Consider the following 22,646-nt stretch of genomic DNA (forward strand, 5'->3'; position numbering starts at 1 on the left):
CATCGCCCCCCGGCATGCTATGGATGAATCACCGGTGGTGAGTGAGCTATGAGCGCCGAACAGTCGCCCAAAATCGTGATTGTCGACGAAAGCCCGATCCGGGCCGCGATCCTCGAGGAAGGGTTGCGGGAGGCGGGATTCACGCAAGTCGTCCATATCCGCGAAATGCAGAGCTTGCTCGCCCGTATTTATGCGGTGGATCCCGACATCATCCTGATCGATCTGGAAAACCCCAGCCGCGACGTGCTTGAGGCGATGTTCCAGGTCAGCCGCGCCGTGAAGCGGCCGATCGCGATGTTCGTGGACCAGAGCGATTCAGCCTCGATCCAGGCCTCTGTGGAGGCGGGAGTATCCGCCTACATCGTCGACGGGCTGAAGAAGGAGCGCATCAAGCCGATCCTCGACCTCTGCGTGTCGCGCTTCAACGCCTTCGCCAAGCTCCAGGAGGAGCTCGAGCGCACCAAGTCGCAGCTCGAGGACCGCAAGATCATCGAACGCGCCAAGGGCATCCTGATGAAGGTGAAGGGCCTCACCGAGGATGAGGCCTACGTGCTGCTGCGCTCCACCGCCATGCGCGAGAAGAAGAAAATCGGCGAGATCGCGCAGTCGATCATCACCGCGTCGGAGATGCTGAAATGACCGCTCCCCTTCGCATCGGGTTCATTCCGCTGGTCGATGCCGCCGCCCTCATCGTCGCCGTCGACAAGGGCTTTGCGGCCGCCGAAGGGCTCGAGGTCGAGCTGGTGCGCGAGGTCTCCTGGTCCAACGTCCGCGACAAGCTCAATATCGGCCTGTTCGACGCCGCGCATCTGCTGGCGCCGGTGGCGATCGCGTCCTCGCTCGGGCTCGGCCACGTCAAGGTGCCGATCGCGGCGCCGTTCAACCTCGGTATCAACGGCAATGCGATCACGGTCTCGCCGGCGCTCCACGCCGCGCTGATGGAGGAGATCGACGGCGACCGTTTCGATCCGCTTGTCACGGCGAAAGCGCTTGCGAAGGTCGTCGCCAAGCGTCGCAAGCTAGGTGCCGATCCGCTGACCTTCGGCATGACCTTCCCGTTCTCGACGCACAATTACCAGCTGCGGTTCTGGATGGCGGCAGCCGGCGTCGATCCCGATGAGGACGTGCGGCTGGTGGTGCTGCCGCCGCCTTACATGGTGGACAGCCTCAAGAACGGACATGTCGATGCGTTCTGCGTCGGCGCACCCTGGAATTCGGTCGCGGTCGATCTCGGTATCGGCCACATCCTGCATTTCGTGTCCGACATTCTCGTGCGCGCGGCAGAGAAGGTGCTGGCGGTTCGTCAGGTCTGGGCCGACACGCATCCGGACGTGGTCGCAGCTCTCGTGCGTGCGGCGGTGAAGGGCGCCGCGTTCATCGAGAACCCCGCGAACCTGACCGAGGCCGCGCGGATCCTGGCGCAGCCGGAGCGGATCGGCGTCGATGCCGAAGTCATTCAGCGCACCCTCACGGGCCGCCTGAAGATTTCGCCCGACGGCACCTTGCGCGAAAGCGGCCGCTACCTGCTGGTCGGGCGAGAAGGGGCAGGGCGGCCGGACCCGGTCCAGGCCGCCTGGCTCTATGCGCAGATGGTGCGCTGGGGGCAGACCGCGCTGGCACCTGATGGCGTCAAGACGGCGATGGCCGTGTTCAGGCCGGATCTCTACGACGCGGCCCTCGGCCGTCAGGCGCCCGCCGAAGCTCCCTCGGCGTTCGGCGCTTTCGCCGGCCCCGCGTTCGACCCTGACAACATCCGGGGGCACCTTGAGGCCTTCGAAGTCGGGCGCTGGAAGGCTTGATTCGGGCCTGCATTCTTTTTGGGCGCATGAGTTCATCGTCTAAATTTTGAGCTGTTTGCCCGAATTTGGTGAGAGGTCCTGAGCCGGGATTTCCCGGGGATTCTCATAATCAACTGAAACCACAGCATTTTTTATTTCTTCGAAGCTGGCACGCAACTTGAATGTTGCAGTGCGGCCAGCTTGTCACAGACGCCTGCTGAGCCAAGTCCCGCAGCAACGAAGCTGACCGGACCGTTGGGTGCGCAGCCGGCTTCTTGAGCCAGCCCAGTTCCTCGCGGGTCGCGCAATTTTCCGTCGATACCACCCCGGTGGCCGCAGGAGCTTCGTTACCGACCATGAAAATCGATACGCTCGCAGTCGACTTTACCGACGAGCAGAAACGCTATCTCGAAGGCTTCACGACCGGTTTGCAGATCAGCCGGGTCGGTCGCGGTCTCGGCGGCGGCGCCGGCAAGGCCAGTGCCGAGCCGATCGGTCCCGACGCCGTCCACATCAAGGCGCAGGACAAGGTCATCGCGTCCGGCAAGAAGCTCGCCGACCAGGAGAAGTTCAAGCGCGACGAGCATCCGTTCGATGCCTATCCGCGCCTGCGCCAGCAGGCGCTCGACAACGCGCCGCCGAGCCCGGCGGACAATTTCCGCTGGCGCTATTTCGGCATCTTCTATGTCGCGCCGACGCAGGACTCCTACATGAGCCGTCTGCGTATCCCGAACGGCATCATGAAGCACTGGCAGCTGTCCGGCCTTGCCGATCTCGCCGACGATCTCTGCGGGCCGTACAGCCACGTCACGACGCGCGCCAATCTCCAGCTTCGCGAGATCCCGCCGAAGAACGCCGTGAAGCTGATCGAGGGCATCCAGGACCTCGGCCTGTGCTCGCGTGGCTCCGGCGCCGACAACATCCGCAACGTGACGGGAACGCCGACGGCGGGCATCGATCCGCAGGAGCTGATCGACACGCGGCCCTATGCGCGGGAGTGGCACTACCACATCCTCAACGACCGCTCGCTCTACGGATTGCCGCGCAAGTTCAACGTCGCCTTCGACGGCGCCGGCAGGGTCGCGGTGCTGGAGGAGACCAACGACATCGCCTTCACCGCGTTCGAGGTGAAGGACGGATTTGGCGTCGCGCCCGGGGTCTGGTTCCGTCTCGGCCTCGGCGGCATCACCGGACACAAGGATTTTGCAAAGTACTCCGGCATCATCGTTAAGCCGGAGGAGGCGACCGCCGTTGCGGACGCGATCGTGCGTGTGTTCATCGAGCACGGCGACCGCACCAACCGTAACAAGGCGCGGCTGAAATATGTGCTCGACGCCATGGGCCATGACGGCTTCCTCAAGCTCGTCGAAGAGCGGCTGAAGACGCCGTTTACCCGCGTGCCGGAAGAGGCGTTTCAGCCTCGGCCAGCCGCGGACCGCATGGCGCATATCGGCGTGCACAAGCAGAAGCAGGACGGCCTGAACTGGATCGGCGTGTCGCTGACGCTCGGCAAGATAACCGGCGATCAGATGCGGGGTCTTGCCAAGGTCGCGCAGGACCTCGGCGACGGCGAGATCCGCCTGACCGTCTGGCAGAACCTGCTGATATCGGGCGTGCGCGACGAGAATGTCGAGCTCGCCATCGCGGCGATCAAGCAGATCGGGCTCGCGGTCGAGGCCTCGCACATCCGCGCCGGCCTGATCGCTTGCACCGGCAATGCCGGCTGCCGCTTCGCCGCGGCGAATACCAAGCGCAATGCTGCCGAGATCGGCGACTGGTGCGAGCCGCGGGTGGCGATGGACAAGCCGGTCAACATCCACGTTACCGGATGCCATCATTCCTGCGCACAGCATTACATCAGCGACATCGGGCTGATCGGTGCGCGCGTGCCGGTCGGCGAAGAGGACACGGTCGAAGGCTATCACCTCTTCACCGGTGGCGGGTTCGGTCCCGACGCCGACGTCGGGCAGGAGGTCTATCACGACCTCAAGGCCGAAGACGCGCCGAGGACCGTCGAGGGACTGCTCAGGGCCTACATCGCCCATCGCTCGTCGCCCGACGAAACCTTCCTCTCCTTTGCGCGCCGCCATGACGGCGAGACGCTGCGCAAGCTTGCCGATGCACAGGTGTCCGCATGAACCAGATCACGCCTCCGCCGAAACTCGACATCATTCCCGCCAGCGCGCCATTCTCCGACGCGCAGCGCTCCTGGCTGAACGGCTTCTTTGCCGGACTGCTCTCGCCTGATGTCGCGACGCCCTTGTCGGCGGAGCAGGGCGCCGCCGTCATGCAGGCCGGTGACGGCGACGATGGTGAAGCGCCATGGCACGACCAGACCATGCCGATCGCCGATCGGATGAAGCTCGCCGAAGGCCGTCCCGTGCGCCGCAAGATGATGGCGGCGATGGCGCAGCAGGATTGCGGCCAGTGCGGCTACAATTGCCACGACTATTCGGAGGCGATCGCGGGCCGCAGCGAAGCACGGCTCAACCTATGCGTTCCCGGCGGCAAGGAAACCGCGCGGATGCTGAAGTCGCTGTACGAGGAGCTCGACAAGGCGCCGGCGGCCAAGGCGGGTGACAAGGCGCCCGACAAGGTGGATGCGGTAGCAGCGCCCGCCGTGACCGTGACGATCGCAGAGCCGGGCCGCTCGCGCGACAATCCGACCGAGGCGACCTTCCTGTCGCGGCGTCTGCTCAACAAGGGGAAGTCGGAAAAGGAGACCTATCACGTCGAGTTCGATCTTTCCGCGAGCAAGCTCGACTACGTGGTCGGTGATTCCTTCGGCGTGTTCGCGCGCAACGACGTCGGTCTCGTCGACCAGATCATCGCGCTGCTCGGCGCCTCCCATACCACGAAGGTGAACGGCAAGACGCTGCGCGAGGTGCTGATCGACGACGTCTCGCTGTCGCCGGCGCCGGACTCGCTGTTCGAGCTGATCTCCTTCATCACCGGCGGCGCGCAGCGCGAGAAGGCGCGGGCGCTGGCGCAGGGCGAGGATCCCGATGGCGATTCCGCAACCCTCGACGTGATGGCCGCGCTCCAGAAGTTCTCCGGCACGCGGCCGCATCCCGAAGCCTTTATCGAGGCGCTGGAGCCGCTCCAGCCGCGGCTCTATTCGATCTCGTCCTCGCACAATGCGACGCCGGGAAAACTGTCGCTGACGGTCGATTCCGTGCGCTATTTGATCGGCAAGCGCAAGCGCATAGGCGTTGCCTCGACCTTCCTCGGCGAGCGCATCAACGAAGGCGACAAGCTGAAGGTCTATGTGCAGAAGGCGCACGGCTTTGGCCTGCCGCAGGATCCGAAGACTCCTGTCATCATGATCGGGCCCGGCACCGGCATTGCGCCGTTCCGCGCCTTCCTGCTCGATCGCAAGGCGACCGGCGCGCCAGGCAAGAACTGGCTGTTCTTCGGCCATCAGCGCAGCGATTGCGACTTCTTCTACCAGGAAGAGCTCAACGCGATGAAGACGTCGGGCCAACTGACGCGTTTGTCGCTGGCCTGGTCGCGCGACGGCGAAAAGAAGTTTTACGTGCAGGATCGCATGCGCGAGGTCGGCCGCGAGTTGTGGACCTGGCTCGCCGACGGCGCGCATCTCTATATCTGCGGCGATGCCAAACGCATGGCCAAGGACGTCGAACGCGCGCTGGTCGACATCGTCGCCCAGTTCGGCGCACGTTCGACCGACGAAGCCGTCAGTTTTGTCGCCGAGCTCAAGAAGACGGGCCGCTTCCAGGCTGACGTCTACTAAGGGGCGCTGGGATCAGCGTGAATCGTCCCGGCGGCGCAACCGCCGGGCGTCACGCCGCTGGGCTGTTTCTACGGTGCATGGGGTTGTTTTCGACATTTTTAGTGAGATACCCCGATCAGGACCCGAGTCGGTTCCAGTCGGGTCGGATCTTAACGAATAAGATTCTCGGAACCCGGGTCTGAGAAGAATTTGCACCTGCGATAGGGCGCGTTCAGAGAACCCGCATCGCTATTTCCGCCACCATCTTGCCTCCCGCCAGGGTTGATCCTTCATACTCCCACAAATGGGGCGTTGGAGATCGACCATGCGCGAACTATCGGCGGAAGCCAGGCTGCACTTCTACGCGCGCTCGCTCTCGCGGCGGACCGGGGCGAGCGTGCATCACGTCGCGCTCTACAGCGCGTTTGCCGTCATCGCGGCGATCGTGTTCGGCACGTTGTCGGTGCACCCGTTCTGATCACGTCCCGCGCTTGAACGGCGCGATCTCGATCCCCGCATCCTTCAGCGCCTGACGCAGGCCGCGCGCAATGTCGACTGCGCCCGGCGTATCGCCGTGGATGCAGACCGTGTCCGTGCGCATCTTGATCACTTTACCCGTCACCGAGACCACCGCGCCATCCTGAACCATGCGCACCACGCGATCGGCGATCGCCTTGGCGTCATGCAGCACCGCGCCCGGCTTCTTGCGCGAGACGAGGTTGCCGTCGTCCTCATAGGCGCGGTCGGCGAACACCTCGTGCACCATCGGCAAGTTGGCCTCTTCGCCCGCCTTCACCAGCTTCGAATTGGCGAGCACGACGAAGATCAGGCTGGGATCGACCGCTTTGATGCCGGCGGCGATCGCCTTGGCCGTCATGTCGTCCTCGCAGGCGACGTTGGAGAGCGCGCCATGCGCCTTCACATGCGTCACCTTGTGGCCGGCCGCAGTCGCGATCGCCTGCAGGGCGCCGATCTGGTAGGCGACGAGGTTCTCGATCTCGGACGCCTTGAGGCCCGCGATCGGATGCCGGCCGAAGCCGTGCAGGTCGCGGTAGCCTGGATGGGCGCCGACCGAGACGCCGCGCGCCTTCGCGAGCTCGACGGTCCGGCGCATGATGTCGGGGTCGCCGGCATGGAAGCCGCAGGCGACATTGACCGAGCTCGCCAGGTCGATCATGGCGGCGTCGTTGCCCATCTCCCACGCGCCAAAACCTTCGCCGAGGTCGCAATTGAGATCGATCGTCTTCATGGGGTGCTCTCCGCCTCTGGTCTTCTTGTGGCTTACGGCTCCGCCGTGACCTGCCAGGTCCCGGCATCCACGGCGCTCACCGCATAGCCCGCGACATTAGCATCGCTGAGCGCCTCGATGTTCAGCTCGACGGTATCGGAAGAGCGCAGGCGATCGGGCAGGTTGCGGATGAGTTGCGCGAACTTGCGCGCCTCCTCCTGCGCCTCGGCCATGGTGACCTCGAGGAAGCGGAACGCGGTTCCCGCCGAGGTCTGCGCGAGACGGCCGACATCGGCCGTGATCACGGTTGCGATCTTCGGATAGCCGCCGGAGGTGCCCCGGTCCATCATCAGCGCGATCGGCGAGCCGTTGCCGGGGACCTGGATGCTGCCGTTGACGGTGCCGTCGGAAACGATGTTGTGGCCGTGCAGATGCTTGATCGCCGGGCCCTCGAGCCGGTAGCCCATGCGGTCGGAGGTCGCCGAGATCTTCCACTCGCTATCGAGGAACAGCGCCTTGTTGGCATCGTCGAACTCGTCGTCCTGCGGTCCGAGCAGCACGCGGATCGGACCTGTCGCAGGCTTCGGCAATTCGATGCGCAGTTCCGGCGCGCCGCTGGCTGCATCGACGGTCAATTCGTCGCCAGCCTGGAGGGGGCGCGGGTAGGGGCTGCCAAGGCCAGCGCGGGCATTCACCGCGAGGCTGCCGAACACCAGCTCGCCTTTGATGCCGCCTTCGATTGCCAGATAAGTGAACGCGCCGCCACGGGCAAAGCCCAGCGTCAGAGTCTCGCCGTCCTTCAGCGTCACCGATGTGTCCATGACGACCGGCCGCCCACCGATATCGGCATTGCGCGGCGCGCCCGCCATCGCGACGCGCACGGCGCCGTCCTTGGCGGTGAACGTGGCGCCGAACGGGCCGATCTCGACCGCGGCTGCCAACGGCTCGTTGCCGACAAGTGTGTTCGCCGCCGCGAGCGACAGCCGATCCATCGCTCCGCTCACCGTCAGGCCGTAGCGCTGCGCGCCGTGGCGGCCGCCATCCTGGACGGAGCTCGCGGGGCCGATGCTGGCGATTACGAGGCGGCTCATGCGACCACCTGCTCGGCGATGATCTCGCCGGCCTCGGCGGCGCGGTCCAGTTCCTCGAAGGTCTTGTGGTCGATGGCGAAAAACGTCACGCGATCACCGGGTTCGGTGAGGAAGGTCGGATTCCGGTGGAGCTGATAGGTCCGCACCGGCGTGCGGCCGAGCAGGTGCCAGCCACTTGGGGCCGCCAGGCATTGGATTCCGGCCTGGATGCCGCCGATCGAGATTGTGCCGGCAGGCGTGAACAGCCGCGGGCTCTGCCGCCGCGACATGTGCAGGGATTTGTCGAGGCCGCTGAGATAGGACCAGCCCGGGGTGAAACCGATCATGGCAACGCGGTAGTCGCCGGCGACGTGACGGGCGACGATGTCGTCGGGCGTGGTGTTCAGCGCCTTGGCGACATCCTCGAGGTCGATGCCGTGTTCGCCGCCATAGGCGACGGGAATGCGCCAGCGCCGCGCCTTCGTGGCCGGCGGCAGCGGCTGGCTGGCGAGCGCGAGCAGCTTTTCGCCGAGCGCGTCGAAGCCGATCTTGCCGGGATCGTAATGCACCAGCAGCGAGCGATAGGTCGGAACGGTCTCGGTGATGCCCTCGATGGGGCTTGCTGCGAGCGCCTTGTCGAGCGCGAGCACGCGCTCGTTGGCTGCGTCATCGATGGTGCGGCTGAATTCGACCGTGACGGCGCTGTCGCCACTGGGCAGAAGGCGGGGCGGGGGAAGCGTCGCGGCCATGAGCTGTCGAAGGGCTGTCGAAATCGGGCTTCTCAGGAAATGCGGGCTCAGCCTTGAGTTCCGCTTTTCCCTGCTTCGCGTAAATGCGCCCGCAAGTCCAATAAATTAATGCAAGGGGAAACGATAAAGCGTTGTTATCGCGTCGCATAACAGCCCAGCGGCCCTGCGTTCTTGCTGGCTCTTTGGCCCTTGACGCAAGGGCTGCGGCTCGCAAGATGCGCGCGTTCTTTCCCGCCCATCCGGAGCTCGTTCTCGTCCATGTCGCTGTCCCCCGAAGCCCGCAAGACCCTCGCCGGCATCACCACTGCCACCATCACCACGGTCCTGCTGAAAAAGGGCCTGCGCAATGTGTGGATGCGCGGCGCGCGTCCGCTGCGCCCGGGCCTGCCGCGCCTGGTGGGGCCGGCCTTCACGCTGCGCTTCGTGCCGGCGCGCGAGGATCTGGCGACGCCGGAATCCTGGTCGTCGCCGATCTCGACCCGCACCGCGATCGAGGCGATGCCCGAGGGCTGCATCGCCGTGGTCGATGCCATGGGCATCACCGACGCCGGCATTTTTGGCGACATCCTTTGCGCGCGCATGATGAAACGCGGCGTGACCGCGCTCGTCACCGACGGCGTGGTGCGTGACGTCGAGGGCGTGCTCGGCACCAATCTTCCGGTCTGGTGCGACGGCTATGCCGCGCCGCCGTCGGTCGCGGGCCTCACCTTCGTCGGCTGGGGCGAGCCGATCGGCTGCGGCGGCGTCGCCGTGTTTCCGAACGACATCGTGGTCGCCGACCAGGACGGCTGCGTGCTGATCCCGCAGGCGATGCTCGATCACGTCCTCAACGAGGGCGTCGAGCAGGAGCGAATGGAAGCCTGGATCGTCAATGAGGTGAACAACGGCGCGGTACTGCCGGGCCTCTATCCGATGAACGCCGAGACCAAGGCGCGCTACGCCGCCAGCAAGAATTAACAGGAAGCGAGGACCCCCTATGGAGATCACCGTCGCAGGCACACGGCCGACCCGCCGTGCGCCCAAGGAAAATTTTACGGGCACCGTGTTGCAGGACCCCGTGATCATGGCGCCCGCGCCGGCACGGCTGAACTGCTCGCGCGTGTCGTTCGAGCCCGGCGCGCGTACCAATTGGCACCACCATCCGCTCGGGCAGACGCTTTACGTCATCTCCGGCGTCGGTCGCGTGCAGGCCAAGGGCGGCCCGATCCGCGAGATCCGTCCCGGTGATACCGTCTGGATTCCGCCGGGCGAATTGCACTGGCACGGCGCCTCGCCGAACAACGGCATGTGCCACATCGCCATGCAGGAGGCGCTCGACGGCGTGTTCTCGACCTGGCTGGAGCCGGTGACTGACGCGGAATACGGGGCGCCGCTCGGCTAGCTCTCGTGCCCGGACAAGACGCATCGCCCTATGGCGATGCGTCGCGGCACTTCGCGCCGTGCCGCGTTAGGGGCACGTGAGCTTACATTCGCTCGGCCGTCCACGTGCCCGTGCACAGGGAGCCGCACCAGGTGCCGGAGCCGGACGTGCCGCTCAGCCGGCCGAAGCCGACAGCGCGCTTGACGCCGGTGCTCAGGGTGACGTTGATGCTGCCGGCATCGGCGACGCGGCCTGATGCTGAAACCGCAGCGTTGCTCGATGCGATCTGGCCGTTGCTGATGCCGATCGAGACCGTTGCGCCGTTACCGCAAGTCTCGCTCGATGATGAGATCCGGACATTCCAAGCGCCGTCGAAGATGGAGGTCGTCGCGCCTGCCTGCGTCAGCGGGAAGGCGATGGCGACAATGCTGACGAACGTGCGCGCGAGGGTATGTGAGACGCACCCGCCATGACACAGCGTTCAAAAGCAGAGGGGCGCGCATTGCGGGCCCCTTGTCTTCGTCAGAGGGTCATACCCGAGGTTAGTTCACGCGCGTCCAGGTCTGGCCGCCGCAGAACATGCCGCCGAAGGCGCAGCCCTGCACGCGCAGGCGGTCGGTGCCCTTCATCGCGATCGTGGAATCGTAGGTCGAGCCGGTGTTGGGATCGAGGATGCGGCCGGACCATTTCTGATCCTTGTTCTGGTCCTTGCCGGGCTTCATGTTGATCAGGACCTGCTCGCCGTTCTGGTTCGATTTGCTGTCGACCGAATAGCCGCAGAGATTGGTGCCGCATTGCTCGATGCGGACCTTGCCTTCCTTCTCCTCGGTGAGCCAGATACCGAGCGGTGAATTGAGGTCGCGCGTCGGCGCGGCTGCGGGAGCCGGTGGGGCGACAGCGGCGGCCTGAACGGGGGCGGGGGCAGGTGGTGGAGGCGGCGCCAGAGGTGCTGCAGCCACAGTCGGGGCCGGCGGCGGCGCCACGGCGGGCGCTGCCTGCTGCTCGACCGGAGCGGACGCCGGAGGCGGTGCGGGCGGCGGCAGAACGGCCGTTTCCGCAGGTACGTTGGCGGCGGTCGCTGCCGGAGGCGGAGCGGGCGGGGGCGGCGCTGCGGCCGCGGGAGCTTGCTCTGCTGCTGGCGGTGCTGCGACAGGCGCGGGCGCTGGCGCCGGAGCGGCCTGCGGTTGCGGATCAACCTTGGCCTGTTGCGGGGCCTGCTGGCCCGGGCCCGTCTCGTTCTTCTTGGCCTTCTTCGCCTTGCCCTGGCCGGTGTTGTCATAGACGCCAGGGATCTGCACCGTGCCGCGGTCGGGATCGATGCGGATGGTGCGCCCGCCATATTCGAAAGTGTACTGCGCCTGCGCAGCGGTGCTCGCCAGAAGGAATGCGGCCGTGGCCAACAGCTTCCTCATTTCCGTCTCCTGAACAGCTGGTCCCCGTACCGACGCTTACGCCCCGGCTCGATCGCAAAAAGTGATCTAGATCACTGTTGTCCGTATGAGTCGTGCTCCGGCGGTTCCGGGTTCAATAACGCAGAACTCCGTCCAGAGTTGGACGGCGGCGCGGCGCACCTCTGGACGGGGTATGGGATGGGCCGGTACAACCGTTGTGGTTGAAGCTTCCGAAAGCACACGCTGGTGCCGCGACTTGGCGGACTTTTTCTGATCGTGGTCGCTTGCCTTGCCGCGACGCAGGCGCGCGCGGCTGGACTCTGGTTTATCGAAGTGCCGGCGGACGCCAGCGGCGTCGCGCTCACGGGCATGGTGTGGACACCTTGTGCGGCGCCACCCTCCGAGGTCGCTCTGGGCGGCGGCGTCGTCCTGCCGGGCGTGAAGGACTGTCCGGTCGCGGGCAATCGACTGCCGCTGATCGTCGTGTCGCACGGACGGCGCGGCTCGTTTTTGGGCCACGTCGATACTGCGACCGCATTGGCCGATGCCGGCTTCGTGGTCGCCGCGATCAACCACCCCGGCGACACCGCCAGGGACAGCAGCCGGACCGATGAGTTCTCCGTCCTGGTCGAGCGACCGGCCGACATGAAGCGGCTTACGGATTTCATGCTCGGCGCCTGGAAGGAAGCGGCGGTCCTGGACCCCAAGCGGGTTGGTCTGTTCGGGTTCTCGCGCGGCGCCTATACCGGTCTCGTCGTGATCGGTGGCAACCCCGATTTCGGCGCGCTGGCTCCGCTCTGCGACAGAGAAGGAGCCAAGACGCCAAAATGCCGGGATATTCGCGAGGGCCGGGTACCGACCGAGCCCGCAGTCCACGATCCACGTATCAGAGCCGCCATACTGGCGGATCCGGCACTTTTTGACGGCCTGTTCAGCCGCGAGCGTCTGGCCGGCGTGACGATCCCAATTCTCTTGTGGCGTTCGGAGTCTGGTGGTGATGGCGTCGCACCCGACGCAGTCGATGCGCTGGTGCCGCTGCTTCCTGCGCAGCCCGACTACCGGATCGTGCCGAACTCCGCGCATTTCTCCTTCATTGCTCCATGCCCACCCAAACTTGCCGAGGCAGCGCCGATCCTGTGCACCGATCGTCCAGGGTTTGACCGCATGGCGTTTCACGATCTGTTCAATGGCGCGGCCATCGCCTTTTTCCGCGCGCGCCTCGAGTGATGGCGCACGCGGCAACAACATCGCTTTAGTCGAACCAGGCGGCGTAGATCTTCCTGTAGCTGCCGTCTTCCATCGAGATGTGCAGCCACTGGTCGATGAAGGCCTTCAGCGCCATGTCGCGCTGGAGCCAGTAGGCCTTCTCGGAGAAGTCGAACGGCTTTTCGGGATGCACCGCGCAGAGCACGCCTGCGTTCTGCTTCTGCTGGTAGCGGGTCTCGGAGGCGTCCGTCATCATCAGATCGGCGTTGCCCTTGGCGATCTCGTGGAAGATCTCGGTGTTGTCGGGGAAGACGTTGATCTCGGCATCCTTGATATTGGCGCGCGCGAACCGCTCGTTGGTGCCGCCGGGATTGACGATGACGCGGGTGCCCTTCTTGTCGATGTCGGAGATGGTCTGGTATTTGCCGACGTCGGCGCAGCGTGCGATCGGCGTCTTGCCTTCGCGCATGATTGGCGTCGAGAAGAAGCCCTTCTTCTGCCGGTCGAGCGTGACCGAGACGCCGCCCATGGCAATGTCGAACTGGTCGGCTTCGAAGTCCTTCATGAGCTTCGGCCAGGCCGTCGGCACGAATTCAACCTTGACGCCGAGCGCCTTGCCGAGCGCTTCCGCCATGTCGACGTCGAAGCCGCTGAACTGCTGCGTGGCCTTGTCCAGATAGGTGAAGGGTTTGTAGTCGCCGGTCATGCCGACGCGCAAAGTGCCGCGCTTGACGATCTCGTCGAGGCGTGACGGAGCCGGCTGCTGCGCGTATGCCGAAAGGTTTGCCAGCAGTGCCACGGCCACAGCCGCCACGATTCGAACGATCATCTCTTTTCCACCCATGCCCGAGCTGTCATTGTGCAGCTCTTGAAACTTGGATTTAGACCAGATGCCCGTCGCTGGCGAGGCGGAATTGAAGGGAATCGTGACGTGACGATCTCGATGTACGAGGCCTCGGTCGGCCTCTTCGTGCCTTACCTGCGCAACCTGTCCATCCTGCTCGACAAGGGCGTTGCCTATGCGGAGGTCCGCAAGTTCAATCCGACCGTCCTGCTCGGCATGCGCATGGCGCCGAACATGTACGATCTGGCGCAGCAGGTCGGCGAGGCCTGCCGCCACGCCACGGTCGCCCCGGCCTTGCTGGCGCAGTGCGAGCCGGTCGCGCTGCCGCCGCTGGAGCACGACATGGCCGGGCTTCAGGCGCGCATCGCGACGTCAATCGAGTTCATTGAAAGCCTGCCGCGCGCCGAGATCGATGCGGCTGCGGAGCTGAAGGTCTTCTTCAGGCTGAAGAACGGGACCGAGCTACCCTTTACCGGGCGGACGCTGCTGCTCACGAACAGCGTCCCGCAGTTCTTCTTTCACGTCACGACGGCCTACGACCTCTTGCGGCACGCAGGCGTCGAGCTCGTGAAGAAGGATTATCTCGGGAGGAAGTAGAGCATGATCCGGGAAAGTGTGAAGCGGTTTTCCGAAAAGATCATGCCCCAACAATAATCTTACGCTTCGCCCCTGCGTTCGTAATCGGCGAGCGAGCTGCGGCCGGCGATTTCGCTGCGCAGCTCTTCGAAGCGCCGATGTGCCTCATCCTCGTGCGCGTCGACGAAATGCACCGCCGCCTCGCTCGTCATCGGACCGCTGACCACGGGTGCGGACTGCTCGCCGATGGTCTCGTGGACGTAGAACTGGCCATCATCGCCGCGATGGACGGTCCATTTCAGACGGATCGCAACCATCGGCCCGGGACCAACCTTACTGTAGCCGTCGGCATCGGTGTGCTCCGGCACCAGCGGCTGCTCCTCGACCACCGGATGCTCCTCGGCGGCCAGATGCTCGTCGGAGGCAGCAGGATGCTCGTCGGCGACCACGTGCTCACCGGTGACCACCATTTCGGTCTCGGTCTCGCGGACGACGAGGACGGGCTCGGGGCGCTCCAGAATGCTGGCAATGGTCGCCAGCGCGTGGTCGGTCGGGTCGATCTCTGACAAGGGTCCATCCTCCAGCTCGACGCGGCCGGCTAGTCTGTCCCACTGCCGCCGCGGCCGGACTTATTACGCGGGTTTGATTAAGGCTGAGTTTGGGCTCGATCTGCACCAAAATGGGACGCATTCTGGCGTTCCGAAGGCGGGCGGATAGCCGCCCGCCTGGAGATCGGCTCAGCCGAGCACGTCCTGATTGATGATGTTCTGCCGGATGGGATCGCCGTCCAGCACGCTCAGGATGTTACGGGCGGTCTGCTCGCTCATGCGGCTCACCGCCTCGACGGTGACGCCGGCCACGTGCGGGGCCATGATGACGTTGGGCAGCGCGAACAGCGCGTTGCTGACCGGCGGCGGCTCCACCTCGAACACGTCGATCCCGGCCCCGGCAATCTTGCCGGAGACCAGGGCGTCGTATAGCGCGGCCTCCTTCACGATGCCGCCGCGTGCGGTGTTGATGAGATAGGAGTTCGGCTTCATCCGGCCGATCCGCGCCGCATCGAACAGGCCGACGGTTTCCGGGGTCTTCGGGCAGTGGATGGTGACGAAGTCGGCGTTGGGCAGCGCGGCGTCGAGATCCGCGACGGGCTCGCAGCCCGCGGCCTTTATCTCGGCGGCAGGCTTGTAGGGATCGTAGACCTGCACGTTCATTTCCATCGCCAGGCAGCGCCTGGCGGTACGTGTACCGATGCGGCCGAAGCCGATGATCAGCGCGGTCTTGCCGTAGAGATCGAACGGCAGCATGCCGAGCCGGTCGGCCCATTTGCCGTCCTTGACGCAGGCGTGCATTTCATTAGCTCGCTTGGCCAGCGTCAGCATCATGAACAGCGCCTGCTCGGCGACCGAGGGCGAGTTCGCGCTGCCCGCGACCATCAGCGGCACCTTGCGGCGGGAGAGGGCGGGCACGTCGACGGCGTCATAGCCGACGCCGATCCGCGTCACCACTTTCATGTCGCGGGATGCCTCGAGCTCGGTCTCGCCGAAGGCGGTGGCGCCGAGCGCCACGCCATGGACCGGCGCATGGCTCTTCAGCAGCGCCTCGAAGTCCTTCGCCGAGATCAGGTTCGGAAACTCGACGAGCTCGATGTCGTCCCGCTGGGTGAGGAGGGCGCGTGCCCCATGCGACAAAGTTTGCGTAACGAAAATCTTCTTCTTGTTGGTCGCCATCGTCCCTGCCTGCACGAGTTTCTTGTCCGGCCGTCACAACACGGCGCCGGTCGCCTCGTTTAGCAGGTGCATGTTGTTGAGGTCCATCGCCAAACGCATGGGTGCCCCGTCCTTGGCGCCGGCATTGGGATCGACACGGCCACAGATGGGCGTGCCGTCGAGCCCGAAATAGACCAGCGTCTCCATTCCCATCGGTTCGGTGACGTCGAGCACGGTCTCGAAGCTTTCGACGCCGGGCCCGAGATGTGCGTGCGACTCGGTGAGATGCTCGGGCCGGATGCCGAGCAGGAGCTTGTCGGTGCGCGGCAACGCGTTGTAGCGCGTGGCGCGCGCCGGCGGCAGCGCAAAGGCGATACGATCGGTCAAGCGGATCTGGAGCGCGCCCCCGACATCCTCCAGCCGGCACGGGATGAAGTTCATCGCAGGCGAGCCGATGAAGCCGGCGACGAAGCGCGTCGCCGGCTTGTGGTAGAGCTCGTTCGGCGTGCCGATCTGCTCGATGCGGCCCTTGTTCATCACAACGACCCGATCAGCCAACGTCATCGCCTCGACCTGGTCGTGGGTGACGTAGACCGTGGTGGTGCGTACCTTCTGGTGCACCTTCTTGATCTCGATCCGCATCTGCACGCGCAGCTTGGCGTCGAGGTTGGACAATGGCTCGTCGAACAGGAACACTTTCGGGTTGCGCACGATGGCCCGGCCCATCGCGACGCGCTGGCGCTGGCCGCCCGAAAGCTGCTTCGGCTTGCGGTCGATCAGGTCGGTGATGTCGAGGAGGCGGGCGGCTTCCGTCACCCGCGCCTTGATCTCGGCCTTGGGATAGTGCTTCAGGCGCAGCCCGAACGACATGTTCTCCGCGACCGTCATGTGCGGGTAGAGCGCGTAGTTCTGGAACACCATCGCGATATCGCGGTCCTTGGGCGGCACGTCGTTGACGACGTCGCCGCCGATCATGATGTCGCCGTCGCTGATGTCCTCGAGCCCCGCGATCATGCGCAGCGTGGTCGACTTGCCGCAGCCGGAGGGGCCGACCAGCACGATGAACTCGTGGTCGGCGATATCAAGGTCGATGCCGCGCACGGCCTCGATGTCATCGTAACGCTTGACCACCTTCCGCAATGCAACGTCAGCCATAAGATATCAACCCTTTGTCGCGCCGGCGGTCAGGCCGGCAATGTAGTAGTCCATCAGGAAGGCGTAGATGATCAGCGGCGGCGCCGCGCCAAGCAGCGCGCCGGTCATGATCTGTCCCCAGTTGAAGACGTCGCCCTTGATCAGCGTGGTGGTGATGCCGACCGGAAGCACGAGCTGGTCGACCGATGTCGTGAACACCAGCGGATAGAGAAACTGGGCCCAGGATACGGTGAAGGCGAAGATGGTGGCGGCGATCAGGCCCGGAAGCGCGACGGGAATGAAGATCCGCGTCAGTGTCTGGAGCCAGGAGGCGCCGTCGATGAGGGCAGCCTCATCCAGCTCCTTCGGGATGGAGGCGAAATAGCCGATCATGATCCAGGTGCAGAACGGCACGGTCAGCGTCGGGTAGATGAACAACAACACGTACCATCTGTTGAGCAGCGTGATGCCGGTCAGGTCCTGGACGACGCCGAGCGTCTTGAACAGTGGTATGAACAGCAGGCTGTCCGGGATCAGGTAGGTGAGGAAGACGCCGGTGGCCAGCGTCGCGGAGCCCCAGAACTTCATGCGGGCCAGCGCGAAGGCCGCGGGGATGCTGATCAACATCGTGATGATGACGACCACGATCGACACGATCGACGAATTCCAGAAAAAGCGCAGAAACTGGTTCGAGGTCAGGAGCTCGACATAGTTCGACAGCGTCGGGTGGAACACCCACCAGGGGTTGGTCGCAGCCGATATTTCCGCGCTGCTCTTCAGCGAGGTGATCAGCATGTAGATCGGCGGCGTCAGGAAGAAGATCGCGAACAGCACCAGGAAGAAATACGACCAGCGCAGCGCCCAGGTGCGGTCGCGGCTCATGCTGCCGTATTTGACCTTGCGGGAGGGGCCGCCCTTGTCGATTGCAAGCGTGCTCATCAGGCTTCGTTCCCGCGTTTGGTGACATCGCGCAGGATGAAGATCGCTGCGACGGCGAGGATCGGCACCATGAACAGCGAGACGCAGGCGCCGAGCGGAATATCGCTGCTCTGGATGCCGACCTGGAACGCCCAGGTGGCGAACAGATGGGTCGTATCGAGCGGCCCGCCTGATGTCAGGATGCGCACGATGTCGAAATTGGCGAAGGTCACGATCAGCGAGAACAGCGTCGTGATGGCGATGATGTTGCGCATCATCGGCAAGGTGATATGCCAGATCTTCTGCCACCAATTGGCGCCGTCGATCGCCGCGGCTTCATAGAGCTGGTCGGGCACGGATTTCAGCGCGGCCAGATACATGATCATGAAGAACGGAGCGCCATACCATACGTTGACGAGGATGACGGAGAATCGGGCCCAGAAGGTGTCGCCAAGCCATGGGATCGGCCCGACACCGAAGAACGACAGCGTATAGTTGAAGGCGCTGTAGGAGGGATCAAACAGCCACAGCCAGGCCAGGGTGCTCATCGCCGGAGGGATCACCCAGGGTACCAGCAACATGCCGCGCCATTTGCGCTGGCCCTTGGCCGGGATGTTGTGGACGAAATGCGCGACGATGAAGCCGATCAACGCCTTGAAGATCACCGCGGTGATCGCGAAGATGCAGGACTGCCGCACCACCATCCAGAATGTTTCGCGCTTGAACAGGAAGGTGAAATTGCTCAGGCCGACGAACTTCGTCATCGCCTTGTTCAGTGTCGCGAGGTAGACCGAGTAAAAAGCGGGGTAGAGCACGAGCAGCGCGATCAGGAGGATCAGGGGCAGAGTCAGGAAGAACGCGACCGTTGATTTTCGCCCGAGCGCATTGCGCAGGCTTGATCCTTTCCGCCCGCCCGTCGCACGGACGACGCGACCCTGCTCGACGACGACATCGGCCATGTCAGCTTTCCTTAAGTCAGCTCTATTGTCTGCTTCTTGCAAACTGTCCAACCGCGAAGCCCGCCATCCGGGTCGGCTTCCCGGTTAGACAGATCGGATGACCGGATGCGGGCGGCTCACGCACGTGGCATGCACCGCCCCGGGACATCCCGCCTAGCTTCGCATGAAGCCTTCGCACTCGCCTTCGGCCCAGGCGAGCGCCTGATCCATCGTCTCGCCCCGTGCAAAACGCAGGGCCATCTTGGTCAGCGTCGCCTGGAAGTAGATCTGCTGCGCGACCTTGGGCGGCGCCGGCGATGCCGCGATCGACAAGGTCTGATGCTTGTGGGGATCCGGATAGTGATAGAGCGTTCCCTTCGGCGGCCCTTCTTCCGCCCAGGTCTTGAAACTGGTCATGTTCGCGTAGGCCGGCAGGTCATAGCCGCCGCTCACCGCGACGAACTTCTCGATCGACGTTGGCGCGGACAGGTGCACGAGCAGGCTCTTGGCCGCCTCCTTGTTCTTGCCGAAGCTCCAGACGCCCCAGAAGTAGGGCAGGTACGGTGCAAACCGGCCCTTCGGACCGGACGGGAAGCCGTGCGTCCAGCATTGCTCGGCGACCTGGGGCGCGTCGCGCTTGGCAACGGCCCAGGCGCTCGGCGGATTGAGGATCATCGCGCCGCGGCCGGAGATCAGCCATTTGTTGTTCGAGGCGTCGTCCCAGGACGGCGCGTCGGGCGGCAGAAACGCGATCAGCTTCTTGTAGAATTCCATGGCCTGGCGAACCTGATCGGTCTTCACCGTGATATCGCCCTTGGCATTGACGAGTTCGGCGCCGAACGACTGGAAGATCGCGCCGGCCGTATCGACGCTGTCGGTGGTCTCGCCAAGGCCGATGCCGAACGCGGCGCCGGCTTTGTGACAGGCTTCCGCCGCCTTCAGGAAGGTCTCCATGGTCCAGTTGTCCGCCTTGGGCGGGCTACCGGCCGGGTACATCTCCTGCACGTCGATGCCGGCATGCTTCTTCATCAGATCGATGCGAGAGCAGGGGCCCTTGATCTGGCTGCCGGGTGTCGCGGGCACCGCGAGCCATTTACCGCCCGACTGCCCGAGATATTTGACGGTGCCGTTCACATCGCCATTCTGCTTGAGGAGCGGCTCCATGACGTCGTTGAGCGGTTCGAGATTCTCGGAATAGGCCTGCGGCCACCAGCTCGGCATCTGGAGAATGTCGTGACCGGACTTGGCCTGAGCCTCGGCCGCAGCGGTCAATTCAATCTTCTTGTTGTTGCTGGTGATGTAGTCGATCGAGACTTCGACCTTCTCCTTCGCCGCCCATTCATTGACGAGGTCGGTCGAGGCCTTGTTGGCACCGGGCACCCAGTGGTCCCAGAAACCGATCGAGAGTTTGCCGGCGGCGTAAGCGCCTCGGACATAGGGCGCTGTGATCAGCGCCGCGGAGGACATTGCAGTGGCAGCCACAAATTGACGTCGCGTCAGTGTCTTGCGTGACATCTCGTTTCCTCGCTTGGGTGTTTTATTGTTCTGGTGTTTCCTCTGGCATTCCGAGTTTTGCTTTTTGTTCGAGTTTCTTCTTGGTGCTACCGCCTCGCCGTCAAATCGGGCGAAGCGCAGCAAATTGGTAGCGCGATCAGATCATGATTGGTCCCGTCTGTCGAGGAAGCCGAACGGCTCGCCGTCTAGAACTAACGTTGCGTCCGGGAACGCGGCTGTACTGTCTCGCGACGCGCGGCGGAGGTAAACCTCCGCCGCGCATTTTGCGACGCACACTTTCGGGCAAGGAGCGCAGGACATCTCGTGCGCAATTACGCCGCAGTTTCGAATAAGCCTTCATAACCGCTTCGCTCCAAACACTTTTCGGGCGTGGACAGCAATGGGCTGCGGCTGGACCGCGAAGCGGCGAAAACGATAGAGTTGCAACCGGCGGGTGGCTCCCACCCCGACAGGACAATCGGATCGACGATGGAGACCAGAATGATCAACCCGGCGCCGTCTGCGCGGCTTCACCTGCGGCGATGGTTCGCGCTGGGCTCCGTGCTCGCGGTGCTGCTCGGCGCAGCCGCGGTTGCGCACGCACAAGGCCTGGTCAAAGGCGTTCAGGATGGGGCCGCGGCCGGCAACAAGGCGGCCGGCCCCGTTGGCGGCGTGCTGGGCGGTGCAATCGGCGGCGTGGTCGGTGTCTTCACCGGCGTGCTCGGCGTCAATAACAACAACCAGCCGGCTCCGGCCGCCAAGGATGCCAGCAAGGATTCCAAGCAGCCGGGCGCCGGCAAGGACAAGAATGCCAAGGCGGGCAAGGGCGCCAAGGCGAGCAAGGAAGCCAGGAATGCGCCGCAGGACAACAAGGACAACAAGGAGAACAAGGACAATAAGGACAATAAGGACGTCACCGTCCTCACCCAGCCCGGTGCGCCGCAACAGACCGCCGAGCAGATCGTCGCCAACAGCGATTCCTATATCGAGCGGATCAAGACCGAGTTGAACCTGACGCCCGATCAGGAGAAGCACTGGTTCGGCTTCTCGAGCGCCATGCACTATCTGGGGCATAATGGCGCGGAGCGGCTCAACCTGCGGATCGCCCGCGCCAAGCGGGATCCGCCTGACGACATCATCGAGCAGATGCGCAACGAGTCGCAATTCCTGATCGACCGCGCCGCCGACCAGCGCAACGTCGCCGATGCCGCCGAGCCGCTTTATTCGAGCCTCGACGACAAGCAGAAGGAGGTCTTCATCCAGGAGATGGTGCGCCTCAGCCACGAGCGCGGGCTGGATTGATCAAGTTGAATCCGATTGCGGGCGTCTGAATTAACGGCGCCCGCCACGAATTCGTGAATCCTCTCCGCATTTCGGGTATGGTTAGCTTCGCAAGCTGACTGCGGGGTTGATATGGCGGACGGACTCTCCGTTTTCCTGGTCGAAGACGAGGCGTTGATCCGGATGATGATCGCCGACATGGTGGAGGAACTCGGCCACCATGTCGTCGCGGAAGCGGACAATGTCCGGGACGCGAGCGCCTTCGCGATGACCGCGCAATACGATTTCGCCATCCTCGACATCAATCTGAAGGGCCTCTACGTCGATCCCGTCGCCGACCTGATCGAGCGCCGCGGCAAGCCGTTTCTGTTCGCCACCGGCTACGGGCCGGAGTTGCTGCCGTCCTTGCTCCGGCGGCGGCCGATCCTGCGCAAGCCGATTTCCCTCGACCAGCTCAAGGTGATGATCGATTCGCTGTTTCCGGACGCCATCGCCAAGGTACCTCACTGAGAAGGTACCTCACTGAGAAGGCGCCTCCCTGAGAAGGCGCCGCACCGAGATCGCCAACGAAAACGGCCGCCCGTGAGGGGCGGCCATTTGGCGAAAGAATATATGTCGTGGTCTCAGATCAGGCCGGCGCTGAGGTCGATGCCGCGCGCCATCACGCCGAACGAGGCGACCAGGCCCATGCAGCAGAACAGCAAGATGGTCTTGAACGAAGAATCGGCAAAACGGGTTTCGACGGCGGCCGGCATCGCGGCAAGCGAAATCATGCTCATGTTCATTCCCCCCTTTGTTGACCCCTGAATTGCATCAGGTAAGGGGAACTCTTAGAGCAAAAAGTTTGACACGAGCTTGCGAGGGATCGTTAACGGAATCGCAATCTCTCGCGGGGCTGCGCGAGCAGCAAGCCGTCCCGCAAGTCTCAGTTGCGGCCGTTCTTCAGCACGGTGGCAATCGTATGGGCCGTCATGGCGGCGCGATCAGAGGCGCGCTGCGCAGCCAGCCGGTCGCGCGCCTTTTCCTCGATCAGGAGCTCGATCAGAGCCAGCCGCTTGACGTCGTCGTCCGCCTCGGCCAGCAGGCGGTGATAGCGATGATAGTCGAAACCCAGGTCCTGCTTGCGCATGTCACGCGCCCCCGCAACTACGCCACATACTCGCGCGGATTGTTTCTGATCGGACGCAACCCGGCAAGCACGATCCTGCGTGGAACCGCAGGCTCGCTGCAATCAGCTGTT

25 protein-coding genes are annotated in these 22,646 nt (G+C 64.2%); 11 read left to right on the forward strand and 14 right to left on the reverse strand.

Annotation, left to right across the window (positions count from 1 at the left end; all coding sequences use genetic code 11):
• The first annotated feature begins 48 nt into the window (after nt 1-48).
• The 5 genes from JQ627_RS08320 (at nt 49) to JQ627_RS08340 (ending at nt 5,989) form a co-directional block, all read left to right on the forward strand.
• Nucleotides 49-639 (forward strand): ANTAR domain-containing response regulator, encoded by a 591-nt coding sequence (locus JQ627_RS08320; RefSeq protein ID WP_008564898.1) that lies wholly within the window; start codon nt 49-51, stop codon nt 637-639.
• Complete coding sequence (locus tag JQ627_RS08325) at nt 636-1,799, forward strand: CmpA/NrtA family ABC transporter substrate-binding protein (protein ID WP_212483709.1); 1,164 nt, start codon at nt 636-638, stop codon at nt 1,797-1,799. Before JQ627_RS08320 ends, JQ627_RS08325 begins: the two co-directional genes overlap by 4 nt.
• A gap of 335 nt (nt 1,800-2,134) precedes the next feature.
• Nucleotides 2,135-3,916, forward strand: coding sequence for a NirA family protein (locus tag JQ627_RS08330; protein ID WP_212483710.1), 1,782 nt, complete (start codon nt 2,135-2,137; stop codon nt 3,914-3,916).
• Nucleotides 3,913-5,532, forward strand: coding sequence for a sulfite reductase subunit alpha (locus JQ627_RS08335; RefSeq protein ID WP_212483711.1), 1,620 nt, complete (start codon nt 3,913-3,915; stop codon nt 5,530-5,532). Before JQ627_RS08330 ends, JQ627_RS08335 begins: the two co-directional genes overlap by 4 nt.
• 304 nt (nt 5,533-5,836) lie before the next feature.
• Complete coding sequence (locus tag JQ627_RS08340; protein ID WP_008129634.1) at nt 5,837-5,989, forward strand: hypothetical protein; 153 nt, start codon at nt 5,837-5,839, stop codon at nt 5,987-5,989.
• Here the strand turns inward: JQ627_RS08340 and JQ627_RS08345 are convergent, their stop codons facing one another.
• From JQ627_RS08345 to pxpB, 3 genes are read right to left on the reverse strand one after another with little or no spacing between them, the layout of a single operon-like run.
• Nucleotides 5,990-6,760, reverse strand: a complete 771-nt coding sequence (locus tag JQ627_RS08345; RefSeq protein ID WP_212483712.1) for a LamB/YcsF family protein — start codon at nt 6,758-6,760, stop codon at nt 5,990-5,992.
• Nucleotides 6,761-6,792: 32 nt separating this feature from the next.
• Nucleotides 6,793-7,830, reverse strand: coding sequence for a biotin-dependent carboxyltransferase family protein (locus JQ627_RS08350; RefSeq protein WP_212483713.1), 1,038 nt, complete (start codon nt 7,828-7,830; stop codon nt 6,793-6,795).
• Nucleotides 7,827-8,558 carry a 5-oxoprolinase subunit PxpB gene (pxpB, locus tag JQ627_RS08355; RefSeq protein ID WP_212483714.1) on the reverse strand — a complete coding sequence of 244 codons (732 nt, stop codon included), beginning with the start codon at nt 8,556-8,558 and terminating at the stop codon, nt 7,827-7,829. The genes JQ627_RS08350 and pxpB overlap by 4 nt, the downstream gene beginning before the upstream one ends.
• 258 nt (nt 8,559-8,816) lie before the next feature.
• Here pxpB and JQ627_RS08360 point away from each other — a divergent pair, with 258 nt between their 5' ends.
• Nucleotides 8,817-9,515, forward strand: coding sequence for a ribonuclease activity regulator RraA (locus tag JQ627_RS08360; protein ID WP_212483715.1), 699 nt, complete (start codon nt 8,817-8,819; stop codon nt 9,513-9,515).
• A gap of 19 nt (nt 9,516-9,534) precedes the next feature.
• Nucleotides 9,535-9,939: a cupin domain-containing protein gene (locus JQ627_RS08365; RefSeq protein WP_212483716.1), complete on the forward strand. Its 405-nt coding sequence runs from the start codon at nt 9,535-9,537 to the stop codon at nt 9,937-9,939.
• An 82-nt stretch (nt 9,940-10,021) separates the two neighbouring features.
• On the opposite strand, the gene JQ627_RS39605 is transcribed toward JQ627_RS08365, so the two are convergent.
• The gene (locus JQ627_RS39605) at nt 10,022-10,396 is read right to left on the reverse strand and encodes a hypothetical protein (RefSeq protein WP_312015754.1); all 375 of its coding nucleotides are present in this window, start codon (nt 10,394-10,396) and stop codon (nt 10,022-10,024) included.
• 64 nt (nt 10,397-10,460) lie between these two features.
• Nucleotides 10,461-11,330: a DUF2147 domain-containing protein gene (locus JQ627_RS08375; RefSeq protein ID WP_212483718.1), complete on the reverse strand. Its 870-nt coding sequence runs from the start codon at nt 11,328-11,330 to the stop codon at nt 10,461-10,463.
• Between the two features lie 312 nt (nt 11,331-11,642).
• Here JQ627_RS08375 and JQ627_RS08380 point away from each other — a divergent pair, with 312 nt between their 5' ends.
• Nucleotides 11,643-12,536: a prolyl oligopeptidase family serine peptidase gene (locus JQ627_RS08380; protein ID WP_312015741.1), complete on the forward strand. Its 894-nt coding sequence runs from the start codon at nt 11,643-11,645 to the stop codon at nt 12,534-12,536.
• 25 nt (nt 12,537-12,561) lie between these two features.
• Here the strand turns inward: JQ627_RS08380 and JQ627_RS08385 are convergent, their stop codons facing one another.
• Nucleotides 12,562-13,344: a transporter substrate-binding domain-containing protein gene (locus JQ627_RS08385; RefSeq protein ID WP_212483720.1), complete on the reverse strand. Its 783-nt coding sequence runs from the start codon at nt 13,342-13,344 to the stop codon at nt 12,562-12,564.
• A gap of 114 nt (nt 13,345-13,458) precedes the next feature.
• Here JQ627_RS08385 and JQ627_RS08390 point away from each other — a divergent pair, with 114 nt between their 5' ends.
• Entirely contained in the window at nt 13,459-13,956 is a 498-nt protein-coding gene (locus JQ627_RS08390) for a DUF1993 family protein (protein ID WP_212484093.1), read from the forward strand.
• A gap of 59 nt (nt 13,957-14,015) precedes the next feature.
• Here the strand turns inward: JQ627_RS08390 and JQ627_RS08395 are convergent, their stop codons facing one another.
• From JQ627_RS08395 to JQ627_RS08420, 6 genes are all read right to left on the reverse strand, one after another.
• Nucleotides 14,016-14,504 carry a hypothetical protein gene (locus tag JQ627_RS08395; RefSeq protein ID WP_212483721.1) on the reverse strand — a complete coding sequence of 163 codons (489 nt, stop codon included), beginning with the start codon at nt 14,502-14,504 and terminating at the stop codon, nt 14,016-14,018.
• Nucleotides 14,505-14,672: 168 nt separating this feature from the next.
• Nucleotides 14,673-15,662 (reverse strand): hydroxyacid dehydrogenase, encoded by a 990-nt coding sequence (locus tag JQ627_RS08400; protein ID WP_212483722.1) that lies wholly within the window; start codon nt 15,660-15,662, stop codon nt 14,673-14,675.
• 33 nt (nt 15,663-15,695) lie between these two features.
• Nucleotides 15,696-16,796 carry an ABC transporter ATP-binding protein gene (locus tag JQ627_RS08405; RefSeq protein WP_212483723.1) on the reverse strand — a complete coding sequence of 367 codons (1,101 nt, stop codon included), beginning with the start codon at nt 16,794-16,796 and terminating at the stop codon, nt 15,696-15,698.
• Nucleotides 16,797-16,802: 6 nt separating this feature from the next.
• Nucleotides 16,803-17,714: a carbohydrate ABC transporter permease gene (locus tag JQ627_RS08410; RefSeq protein WP_212483724.1), complete on the reverse strand. Its 912-nt coding sequence runs from the start codon at nt 17,712-17,714 to the stop codon at nt 16,803-16,805.
• Nucleotides 17,714-18,652 carry a carbohydrate ABC transporter permease gene (locus tag JQ627_RS08415; RefSeq protein ID WP_212483725.1) on the reverse strand — a complete coding sequence of 313 codons (939 nt, stop codon included), beginning with the start codon at nt 18,650-18,652 and terminating at the stop codon, nt 17,714-17,716. Before JQ627_RS08415 ends, JQ627_RS08410 begins: the two co-directional genes overlap by 1 nt.
• A gap of 153 nt (nt 18,653-18,805) precedes the next feature.
• A complete protein-coding gene (locus tag JQ627_RS08420; RefSeq protein ID WP_212483726.1) occupies nt 18,806-20,146 on the reverse strand; it encodes an ABC transporter substrate-binding protein in 1,341 nt (446 codons plus the stop codon).
• Between the two features lie 480 nt (nt 20,147-20,626).
• On the opposite strand from JQ627_RS08420, the gene JQ627_RS08425 reads away from it, so the two are divergent.
• Entirely contained in the window at nt 20,627-21,427 is an 801-nt protein-coding gene (locus tag JQ627_RS08425) for a Spy/CpxP family protein refolding chaperone (protein ID WP_212483727.1), read from the forward strand.
• Nucleotides 21,428-21,538: 111 nt separating this feature from the next.
• Entirely contained in the window at nt 21,539-21,916 is a 378-nt protein-coding gene (locus JQ627_RS08430; protein ID WP_212483728.1) for a response regulator, read from the forward strand.
• A 113-nt stretch (nt 21,917-22,029) separates the two neighbouring features.
• Here JQ627_RS08430 and JQ627_RS08435 read toward each other — a convergent pair whose 3' ends face one another.
• Both JQ627_RS08435 and JQ627_RS08440 read right to left on the reverse strand, forming a co-directional pair.
• A complete protein-coding gene (locus tag JQ627_RS08435; RefSeq protein WP_212483729.1) occupies nt 22,030-22,185 on the reverse strand; it encodes a hypothetical protein in 156 nt (51 codons plus the stop codon).
• Nucleotides 22,186-22,331: 146 nt separating this feature from the next.
• On the reverse strand, nt 22,332-22,535 hold the full coding sequence (locus tag JQ627_RS08440) for a hypothetical protein (protein ID WP_212483730.1): 204 nt from the start codon (nt 22,533-22,535) through the stop codon (nt 22,332-22,334).
• Nucleotides 22,536-22,646: the final 111 nt, after the last annotated feature.

The organism is Bradyrhizobium liaoningense (assembly GCF_018130785.1).
Taxonomy (GTDB): Bacteria; Pseudomonadota; Alphaproteobacteria; order Rhizobiales; family Xanthobacteraceae; genus Bradyrhizobium; species Bradyrhizobium liaoningense_A.